General features: G+C 67.2%; 1 protein-coding gene. It reads left to right on the top strand.

Annotation, left to right across the window (positions count from 1 at the left end; all coding sequences use genetic code 11):
• Positions 1-11,997 (top strand): non-ribosomal peptide synthetase (locus ON44_RS29040; RefSeq protein ID WP_040695688.1); only part of this gene is annotated, 11,997 nt, incomplete at both ends.

Here is an 11,997-nt window from a genome sequence, read left to right as displayed (position 1 = left end):
GGTGTGGGAGATCTTCGGTGCGCTGGTTACCGGCGGCCGGGTGGTCGTGGTGGACAGCCCTACCACGCGTTCACCCGACGACGTCGTGCGCCTGGTGGCGCGCGAGAAGGTGAGCGTCTTCAGCCAGACACCCTCGGCATTCCATCAATTCGCGACCGCGCGACAGCGATACGTGGACGCCGGGGAGCCCGACGGTGAGCTTTCCTCGAGACTGGTCGTTCTCTCGGGCGAAGCTCTCGATCCGGCGGGTTTGTCGGACTGGTACGAGCACAATCCGAACCTGCCCGTGCTGGCCAACAGCTACGGCATCACCGAAACCACCGTCTTCGTCACCTATCTCCGGTTGACACCCGACAGCGCTGTGCCGGGCGCACCGAGCACGATCGGCCCACCGCTACCCGGTTTGCGCGTGTACATCCTGGACGAACGATTGCGCCCGGCGCCGCTGGGCGCCTGGGGCCAGATCTATGTCGCGGGAACGCAACTCGCCCGCGGCTACCTCGGCCGCCCCGGGTTGACCGCGGGACGCTTCGTCGCCGACCCGTTCGGCGAGCCAGGCGAGCGCCTCTATCGCAGCGGCGACGTCGCTCGCCGAAACACTAAGGGCGAGTTGGAATATCGCGGACGCGCCGATCAGCAGGTGCAGCTTCGCGGGTTCCGGATCGAGCTGGACGAGATCCGCAGTGCGCTGTTGAGCCACGGCACGGTCTCGACGGCGGTCGTCATCGTGCACTTGCCGGGCACGGAAGCGGCTCGGCTGATCGCCTACGTCGTGCCCGCCGACGACGCGGTCTGCGAGCCCGAGGTGCTGCGTGTGCACGTCTGGTCGATGCTGCCGGAATACATGGTCCCGGCTCACATCGTCGTATTGCAGGCGTTGCCGCTGACCGTCAACGGCAAAGTCGACTATCGGGCGCTGCCCGAGCTGGCCGTCGGTCCGGCAGCGGCGTACGTAGCGCCGAGCACCGTCGTCGAGGAGACCATCGCCGACGTCTTCGCCGAGGTCCTGGACACTCCGCGGGTCGGTGTGCTGGACAGCTTCTTCGACCTGGGCGGCAATTCGCTCACCGCCACCAACGCTTCCGTGCGGATCGCCGAGCTGACCCGGTGCGAGGTATCGGTGCGCGATGTGTTCGGCATGCCGACCGCCGCCCAACTCGCCGCCCATATCGAAGCCGGTCGACACTCCAGCCGCCCCGCCCTGCGGGCACAGTCACGCGTCGAGCCGATTCCGCTGGCGCCCGCACAGAACCGGATCTGGCTGATCAATCAGGTCGACCCGGAGTCGGCGGCGTACAACATTCCGCTGGTGCTCCAGCTGACCGGACAACTCGACACCTCGGCACTGCGCTCGGCGCTGACCGACGTGATCGAACGGCACGAAACCTTGCGAACCGTCTATCCCGCCGTGAACGGTCAAGGGACGCAGGTGATCCTGTCGGCCGAGCAAGTCGCCGCCGATCTCGATTCGACCCCGCGGCTCACCGGTCCCGACGATTTCGAGAACCGGATCCGCGAGCTGGCTGCGACCGGGACCGACGTCCGCCGACGTCCGCCGATCCGGGTGGCACTGCTCGCATCCACCGACCAGCGCAGACACGTCTTGGTCGTCGTCCTGCACCACATCTGCTGCGACGGATCGTCGCTGGCACCGCTCGCCGCCGATTTCGCGGCGGCCTACCGAGCGAGGTCGCAGGGACACGCCCCGGATTGGCGACCACTGGCCGTGCAGTACGCCGACTACAGCATCTGGCATCGGGGTGTGCTCGGCGACGACAACGATCCGGACTCGCTCGCGGCACGCCAATTGCGTTACTGGACAGCACAATTAGCGGGGATGGCCCGGCTGCTGGAGCTCCCCGCCGATCGTCGGCGGCCGGCTCGCCAGTCCATGCTCACAGACGTCGTCGACACCGTGCTCCCCGCCGATACCCGCGCCGGGATCGAGCAGCTGGCGCACACGGTGAACGTCACGACCTTCATGGTCGTTCACGCCGCGTTGGCCGTGCTGCTCGCCCGGCTGTCGGATTCGGCGGACATCACCATCGCGACGCCGGTCGCGGGCCGCGGCGAGCGCGCGCTGGAACCGCTGATCGGCATGTTCGTCAACACGGTGCCACTGCGCACCCAGCTGCGCGGCGACGAATCGTTCACGGAGTTTCTGACGCGAGTCAAAGACATCGATATCGACGCTTTCGCCCACAGCGACCTGCCGTACGAACGCGTCGTCGAAGCGGTCGATCCGATGCCGTCGGCGGCGCGCGATCCGCTGTGCCAGGTGTACCTCGCCTTCGACAACATGGACCGCCCGAGCCTGAAGCTGTCCGAGCTCGCCGCCGAGATCCTGGATCCGGGACCGCAACCAGCGAAGGCCGACATCATTGTCACCGTCGCCGAGAACACCAGGGCGGCAGGCGATCTCGCACTGCGAATCAACTACGCGACCGATCTGTTCGATCGGGGGACGATCGAGGAATTCGCCGCGCGACTGAATCGGATCCTCGAGTCGGTCGTGTCGAATCCGCAGCAGCGAGTGGGTGCTGTCGATGTGCTGTCGACGACCGAGCGAGCCGCGTTGGTGCCCGCGTCGGGCGGCCGTGCCGCGGCGCCACGCGTGCTGGCGGAGTTGCTGACGGTCACGGAGCCGGATGCCGTGGCGATCGTGTCGGGAGAACGCACGGTGTCGTACGGGGAGTTGGATGCCTGGTCGAATCAGCTCGCTCGGTTGCTGATCGAGTGGGAGATAGGCCCGGATGATCAGGTCGCGCTGGTGATGGCGCGGTCGGTGGAACTCGTGGTGGGGATGTGGGCGGCGGCGAAGGCGGGGGCGGCATTTGTCCCGGTGGATCCGCGGAATCCGGCCGAGCGAGTCGCGCTCATGGTCGCGGATGTTCGGGTGGCGTTGACGGTGGAAGCGACCCAGGGCCTGCTCCCACCCACGGTCGAGCGGTTGATTCTCGACGATCCGGGCACCGAAGTCTGCATCGCGGCGCGATTTCCGGCCGCCGTGACGGAAGCGGATCGGATCCGCGCCTGCCGTACCTCGAACACGGCGTACGTGGTGTACACCTCGGGGTCGACGGGCGAGCCGAAGGGCGTCACTGTGACGCACGAGGGCTTGGCGAATTTCGCCGCCGAACAACGTGAACGCTATCGGATAGACAGTTCCGCGCGGGTGTTGCAGGTGGCGGCTCCGGGCTTTGACGCGGTCGTCCTGGAGTTGTTGATGGCGCACCCGAACGGAGCGGCCTTGGTGGTGTCGCCGCCGGATGTCTTCGCCGGCGATCGCTTGACGGAATTGATTCGCAAGCAACGGGTTTCGCATGCATTCATAACGCCGAGCGTGCTGGCGACGATGTCGCCTACCGATGTGGATTCATTGCAGGTGTTGGTCGCCGGTGGGGAGGCGGTGTCGGCGGAAACGGTCGCGGTGTGGAGTCCTGGTCGTCGGTTGTTCAACGGGTACGGGCCGACCGAGACCACGATCATGGTCGCGATCAGTGATCCGCTGTGCTCCGGTGTCCGCGTCACGATCGGTGGCCCGATCCGCGGTGTCGAGGCTCTGGTATTGGACGCGAATCTGCAGCCGGTACCGGTCGGGGTGACGGGACAGCTGTACATCTCCGGTATCCATCTCGCCCGCGGATATCTCGACCGATCCGCGGACACCGCGTCGGCATTCGTAGCCGATCCGTTCGGTGCGGTGGGGGCACGTATGTACCGCACCGGCGACCTGGCCTGCTGGACACCCGAGCGCACCCTCGAATACGTCGGGCGCACCGACTTCCAGGTGAAGATCCGCGGCCAGCGCATCGAACTCGGTGAAATCGAAGCCGTCCTCGCCGGGCACCCTGCGGTGGCGGCCGCGGTGACGGTCAGCGTTGCGATGGAGAGCGGACCGAGGCTTGCCGCCTATGTCACGTCGGCGACGGATGCCGTCGACGTCGCGGAGCTCACGGCCTACGCCGCGCAACGCCTGCCGTTGCACATGGTTCCGGACGCGGTGACGGTGCTCGACGCACTACCGCTGACATCGGTCGGCAAGATCGACCGTGCCGCGTTGCCCGCACCGGTGTTCGCCGCCGAGACCACCGAGTTCGTCGCGCCCCGCGACGCGGCCGAGCAGATCGTCGCCGATGTGTGCGGCGCGGTGCTGGGCATCGAACGCGTCGGCGTCCTCGACAACTTCTTCGATCTCGGCGGCAACTCGCTGTCGGCGACGCGGGTAGCCGCGCGGCTGAGCGCAGTGTTCGGTGTCGAAATTCCGCTGCACACCGTGTTCGACGCGCCGACCATCGCGGCGTTCGCGCAGAATCTGCGGGCCATCGACGCACCCGCGCGGGGACCGCTGATTCCGCAGCAACGTCCGGCGCGGATCCCGCTGTCGCCCGCCCAGGCCCGCATGTGGTTTCTCGATCAGTTCGACACGGGCTCGGCGCTGTACAACATCGCCCTCGTCGTGGACATGTCGGGACCCCTCGACGTGGCCGCCATGCACGCGACGATCGCTGATGTGCTCGACCGGCACGAAGCACTGCGGACCGTTTACCCGGACAGCGACAGCGGACCGCACCAGCTGATCGTGTCGGCGCAGGCGGCACTACCTCCGCTGGAGCCTGTTGAGGTGGTGGCGGCAGACGTCGAGGCGCACATCGCCGCGGCGGCCGCGGCCGGATTCGACGTCACCCGCGAGGTTCCGTTCCGAATCACTTTGCTGCGCAGTGCATCCGATCAACACACCCTGGTCCTCATCGTCCATCACATCAGCTTCGACGGATCCTCGCTCGCGCCGCTGGCCGCGGACCTGATGACCGCCTACAACGCCCGCACGCGGCACACGGCGCCGCAGTGGTCGCCGTTGCCGGTGCAGTACGCGGATTACGCTCTGTGGCAACGGAAATGGCTCGGAACCGAGGACGACCCGGACTGCCCGGCCGCAACCCAGATCGAGTATTGGCGGGCTTCGCTGGCCGATCTGCCCGAAGTGCTCGATCTGCCCACCGATCGCCCGCGCCCGGCGCGGCAATCGTTCCGTGGTGCGACCGTGTCGGCGACACTGCCCGCCGACCTCGGTCGTGACCTGGCCGCCCTGGCCCGCCGCCGCGACGTGACGGTCTTCATGGTGCTGCACGCGGTGTATGCCGCACTACTGGCCCGGCTTTCGGGAACCGGTGACATCGCTGTCGGCACGCCCCTCGCCGGTCGCGGCGAACCGGGACTCGAGCGCCTGATCGGAATGTTCGTCAACACCCTGGTGCTGCGGACGCGCATCGAACCCGGCGCGTCCTTCCTGGACATCCTGGAACAGGTCCGGGCTACCGATCTGGCCGCCTTCGACCACGCCGACGTCCCGTTCGAGCGCTTGGTCGAAGTGCTGAATCCACCACGCACGGCCGCACACGCGCCGTTGACGCAGGTGGGTTTCTCGTTCCACAACATCGAGATTCCCACGGTGCAGTTCGAGGGACTGACGGTGTCGGCCCGGACCGCCGATCCGGGTGTGGCCAAATACGATCTGCATCTGAATCTCGTCGACACCGCGGAGCGCGACGGTGAACCGGGTGGGATGGCAGTCGAATTCAGTTACGCCACAGATCTTTTCGACGAGGCAACGATCATTTCGATGGTCGACCGATTCGTGCTGCTGCTGCGTGCGATAGTCGCCGATCCCGCCCGCGCGGTCGGCGATATCGAGCTGCTGACCGCGCATGAGGCGCGCGAGCTGGCCGTGCGCGAAACCGGGGGGACGACGCCGCCGTCGTCTGCGACGATCGCGGACCTGTTCGCCGCGCAGGCGGCGACGACGCCGGACAGCACGGCCGTGCTCGACTCCGAAGACGGCGTACGACTCAGCTACCGAGAGTTCGCGGCGCGGGTGAATGCGCTGGCGCGTTCGTTGATCGGACGCGGAGTTGGCCCCGAAACCATTGTGGCCGTGGCGATGCGGCGCTCCATCGACTTGCTGACCACGCTGTATGCGATCCACGCGGCCGGCGGGGCCTACCTGCCCCTCGACCCGGATCACCCGCTCGATCGCGTGCGGGCCGTGCTCGCCGCCGCTCGGCCGCGGGCGGTGCTCACCCGTCCGCTCGACGAGGCGAATCTGCCCGACGACATCCCGGTATGGGCGCTCGCGGAACTCGACGCCGAGTACCGGGATGGGTCGCCGGTGACGGACGCCGACCGGCTCGAGCCGCTGCATCCCGAGAACCTGGCGTATGTCATCTATACCTCCGGCTCGACCGGGGTGCCGAAGGGTGTGGCGGTGCCGCATGCCGCCGTGGTCAATCAACTCCGCTGGATGCGCGAGCACTACCAGCTCGGCGACGACGTCATGCTGTTGCGGACTCCGGTCACCTTCGACCTGTCGGTCTGGGAGTTGTTCTGCCCCTTGATATGTGGTGCGAAGTTGGTTGTCGCGGGCCCGAACGGGAGCGGCGACCCGGATGCGGTGGCCCGGTTGACAGCCGAATATCACGTGACGACAGCGGATTTCGTGCCGTCGTTGCTCTCGGTGTTCCACGAGACGGCCGACGGGCACCGGTTCCCGGACCTGCGGCGCGTGCTGTGCATCGGCGAGGCGCTGCCGGCCGAAACCGTCCGCCGTTTCCGGGATCTCAGTGACGCCCGTATCGACAACCTGTACGGGCCGACGGAGGCCGCGGTCAGCGTGACCGCTTATCGCATCGACGGGATCGACGGCTCCGCGGTGCCGATCGGGGTTCCCGAGCCGAATGTCATAGTGCACGTGCTGGATTCGCGACTGCACCCCGTTCCGGTGGGGGTGACCGGTGAGCTGTATCTGGGCGGCATTCAGCTGGCCCGCGGATACCACCAACGTCCCGATCTGACGGCGGCGACGTTTGTCGCCGACCCGCTCGACGGCGCGCACGGATCTCGCCTGTACCGCACCGGTGACCTTGTTCACTGGGACAAAGGCGGCGCCCTGCGCTATATCGGACGCGCCGACGATCAGGTGAAGATTCGCGGGCTGCGGATCGAATTGGGCGATATCGAGGCAGCGCTGCTCGCGCACGAACAGGTGACCGCGGCCGTTGCACGGGTGCATTCCGACGGTGACGAGCAACGCTTGGTCGCCTACGTGGTCACTCCAGAGACATTGGACACCAAGCAGATTCGACGCCTTCTGCTGGATCGGCTGCCAGCCTATATGGTGCCGTCCGCGATCGTCCGGATCGACGCCGTCCCGCTCACGGCGAACGGCAAGGTCGACTACCGGGCACTGCCCGCTCCGGATCCGAGCGACCACGCGGAATACCGGGCGCCGCGAGGGCTCGTGGAGCAGGCCGTCGCCGAGGTTTTCGCCGAGCTGCTCAGCGTGCCGACGGTCGGCGCGGACGACGACTTCTTCGACCTGGGTGGGAATTCGCTCCTCGCCACGCGCGCGCTGAGCCGGATCGGCGATACGGTCGACGCGACCGTACCGGTGCGAATGATGTTCGAGGCGCCCACCGTCGCCGAGTTGGCCGAGCGCATCGCACAGCTGCGGGGGGTGCCCGGTCTGCCCGCCCCGACGCCGAAACCGAGACCGGACCGTCTTCCGTTGTCGACGGCGCAGGCCCGGATGTGGTTCCTCAACCAGTTCGATCCGGATTCGCCGGGATACATTGTGCCGCTTGCGTTTCGCCTCGACGGAGTGCTCGATATCGACGCGCTCGCGGCGGCAGTCGGGGATGTCGTCGAGCGGCACGAGAGCTTGCGCACCGTGTATCCGGCGGTCGACGGCACGCCCACGCAGGTGGTGCTGGACGCGGCCGATGTCGTCGCGGGCTGGGACTTCAGCCCGCAGCGGATCGATGAGCGCGAGCTGGCAGGTCGGCTTGCCGCGTTTTCGAGCACCGGATTCGATGTGTCGAAGGGCGTGCCGGTGCGGGTCGTGCTGTACCAGCTGTCGGGCACAGCCTGGGTGGTCGCGGTGGCCGTCCACCACATCAGTTGCGACGGGTATTCAGTGGCGCCGCTGGCCGCCGATATCGTGACGGCCTATCGGGCGCGGTCCAGCGGAAATCTGCCGGACTGGGCGCCGCTCACCGTCCAATTCGCCGATTACGCCCTGTGGCAGCGCGAGGTGCTCGGCTCGCCCGACGACCCGGATTCGCCCGTGTCCCGCGATATCGCTTACTGGCGAACCCGACTCGCGGGCATACCCGAACTGCTCGAGCTGCCTACCGATCGACCGCGCCCGGTGGAGCAGACCCACTGCGGCGCGGTGATCCACATCGAGATTCCGGCGGACCTGCAGAGCCGGTTGGAATCCCTGGCCCAGCGAGCCCGGGCGACGACGTTCATGGTGGTGCACACGGCGCTCGCGGTGCTGCTGTCACGGCTGTCCGGCAGCGACGACATCACGATCGGCGTGCCACACGCGGGTCGTGGCCACCGGGTGCTCGACCACCTCGTCGGGATGTTCGTCAACACCTTGGTACTGCGCACCCGCGTCACGCTCGATCAGATCTTCACCGACCTGCTGGATGCGGTGCGGCACAACGACATCGAGGCATTCGACCATGTCACCGCGCCGTTCGAGCAGCTGGTGGAGGAGCTGAATCCGGCACGGTCGACGGCACACACGCCGTTGTTCCAGGTGATGCTCGCCTACCAGAACATGGAGCGTGCTCGCGTCGAACTTCCGGGTCTCACCGTCGAGAGTGTGGATCCGGGCGACAATGCCGCGATCTACGACCTGCTGCTCGTGATGGCCGAAGGCCATGGCAGGCAGAACGAGCCGACGGGCATGACGTTGCGGCTGACATATGCCACCGACCTGTTCGTCGAGGAGACGATGGCTCGGTTCGCACAGGCATATGTGCGGATCCTGGAGGATGTGACCGCGAACCCGGCGGTCGCCGTCGGCGATGTCGACCTGGTGGGTCCGGCGCATCGGCGCGAATTGCTCGACGCGTCCGGCAACGATGGCGTGCCAGTCGCAGAGACGACGCTCGCGGAGCTGTTCGCCGCCCAGGCCGCCGCCCAGCCGGATGCTGTTGCGGTGACCGACGGCCGGGCGCAGCTGACCTACGCGGAGTTGGATCGGCGCGCCGACGCGGTGGCGGCTCGGCTCATCGAATACGGCGTAGGGCCGGAATCGCTGGTGGCCGTCGCGTTGCCGCGCTCGATCGAGCTGATCGTGGGCCTGCTCGGCGTCGTGCGAGCGGGTGCCGGATACCTGCCGCTGGATGTGGAGTATCCGCCGGAGCGATTGCGGTTCATGGTCGATGACGCGGGTCCGGCGGCGGTGTTGACGTCGGCCGAGATGGTATCGGTGATGCCAGAGTGTGCGGCGGGGGTCGTGCTCGTCGAGGATTGCGGTGACCGCCTCGCAGGCGTTCCCGCTCCGGCGATGGTGTCGGGTGTGCGACCGGACAACATCGCGTACGTGATCTACACCTCGGGGTCGACGGGCCGGCCTAAAGGGGTGACGGTCAGCCATCGGGAAGTGGTGACGTTGTTCACCAATGCGGCCGAGCGGTTCGATATCGGACCCGACGATGTGTGGACGATGTTCCATTCGTACGCTTTCGATTTCGCGGTGTGGGAATTCTGGGGCGCGTTGCTGTCCGGCGGCAAGGTGGTTGTCGTCGACTACGACACGTCCAGGTCGCCGGAGGCGTTCGTAGAGGTCGTGGCGCGCGAGCGCGTGACAGTGTTGAGCCAGACCCCCTCGGCGTTCTACGGCTTCGTCGACGCGGAGCGCAGGTATCGGGAATCCGGTTGCCCTGCTGGTGATCTCGCATTGCGTTATGTCGTCTTCGGTGGCGAAGCGCTGGACCGGTCGCGGTTGAGCGGCTGGTTCGCGGCGCACGCGCCGGGGGCGCCGCGGTTGGTGAACATGTATGGAATCACCGAGACGACAGTGCATGTGACCTTCGCCGAGATAGATGCGGTGGATGTGGCCGGGATCGGATCGCCGCTACCAGGGTTGCGGATGTATGTCCTCGACGCCCGGCTGCGGCCGGTGCCGATCGGAGCCGCCGGAGAGATCTATGTGGCTGGTGGGCAACTTTCGCGTGGTTATCTCGGGGCCCCGGCGCTGACAGCGGGCCGTTTCGTGGCGAACCCGTTCGACCCGAAGGGCACCCGGTTGTATCGGTCCGGAGACGTGGGCCGGTGGCGGAAGTCCGCGAAGGGGCTGGAGTTGCTGTACGCGGGCCGTGCCGATGCCCAGGTACAGCTACGCGGCTTCCGGATCGAGCTGGGTGAGGTGGAGTCGGCGCTGCTCCGTCATCCGCGCGTCACACGGGCCGCGGCCACCGTCCACCGCCCCGACAGCGCCGTGGATCAGCTGATCGGATACGTGGTGAGCGCCGACGGACAGCCCATCGATGCGGACGAGGTCCGGGGTGCCGCTGCGGGGATACTGACGAGCTACATGGTGCCGGCGGCGATCATGGTGTTGCCCGAACTGCCGCTGACGGTCAACGGCAAGCTCGACCGAAATGCACTGCCGAAGCCGGTATTCGACACCGGACAGACCTTCGTCTCGCCTCGAACCGATCGCGAGGCGGTGCTGGCGCGTCTGGTCGCCCAGCTCACCAGCGCAGAGCGGGTGAGCGTGACCGCGAACGTCTTCGAGATCGGTGTCAACTCGCTCTCGGCCGTCCAGATCGCGGCGCGGGCCGAGGCGGCTCTCGGCATCGAGGTCGGCATCCACGATATTTTCGACGAGCCGACGATTGCCGGATTGGCTGAACGGATCGGGAAGCGAACCCGTTCTACGGTGATTCCACTCGCCCCGCGGCCACGCCCGGCAGTGGTTCCATTGGCGGCGGCGCAACGGCGGATGTGGTTCCTCAACCAGTTCGACACCGCCTCGGCGGCATACAACATCTGTTTCGCGGCCCGGCTGACCGGCCCGCTGGATGTCGATGCGTTGCAGGCGGCATTTCTCGACGTGGTGGCCAGGCACGAGCCGTTGCGGACGGTGTATCCCGCCATCGACGGCGAACCATGCCAAGTGGTGCGGGATGTCGCGGCCGTAGCCGAGGACCTGGAGCCGGAGACAGAGTTGGTCGTCGACGCGGCGGAGCTGGCCGACCGGATCCAGAAGGCTGTCGGAACGGGATTCGACATCACGGAATCGGTGCCCGTGCGGGCGCGGCTGTATCGGACCGGCACCGACGAGCATGTTCTCGTGCTCGTCGTCCATCACATTGCTGCCGACGGCTCGTCGATGGCGCCGCTGGCCGGCGACGTGTTCGCCGCCTACAGCGCGCGGGTGAACGGCCGAGCGCCGCAATGGAAACCGCTGCAGGTCCAGTACGCCGACTACGCGATGTGGCAGCGCGAGATGCTCGGCACCGAGGACGATCCGGCGTCGCTGATCGCGCGACAGGTCACCTACTGGACCGATGTTCTCGGTGATGCCCCTGAGCTGCTCGACCTGCCGACCGATCGGCCCCGGCCCGCCGCGATGTCGATGGCCGGTAGCAGCATTCGCTTCGGCATACCGCAGCGGCTGCACGACGATGTCGTGCGGCTGGCACGCCGAGAGGGAGTCACCGTATTCGTCGTGCTGCATGCGGCACTGGCAATCGTTTTGGCACGTACCGCGCACACCGAGGACGTGTCGGTCGGCACGCCGGTCGCGGGCCGGGGCACCCCGGCGCTGGACGATCTGGTCGGCATGTTCGTCAACACCGTGGTTTTGCGTACGCGGGTCCGCGACGACAGGTCGTTCCGGCAGCTTGTGGCCGAGGTGCGCGGCGTCGACCTCGAGGCGCTCACGCACGCGGATTTGCCCTACGAACGGCTGGTCGACCTCCTCGACCGACCCCGGTCGACGGCGTATACGCCGTTGTATCAGGTGCTGTTCGGGTTGCAGAACACCACCGCTGCCCGGTTCCAGCTGCCTGACGTCGATGTCGAACTACTCGATCCCGGTGTCGCCCAAGCCGAGACCGACCTCATGGTGTTGCTGACCGAAACGTTCGACGGTGCTCGACCGGCCGGGATCGAGGGTGAAATCGTCTATGCGAC

Origin of the sequence: Nocardia vinacea NBRC 16497 (genome assembly GCF_000308835.1) — a bacterium.
In the GTDB taxonomy this organism is placed as follows: Bacteria; Actinomycetota; Actinomycetes; order Mycobacteriales; family Mycobacteriaceae; genus Nocardia; species Nocardia vinacea.
Note: the sequence above shows the minus strand (reverse complement) of the source record. Positions and strands in the feature narration are given on the sequence as shown.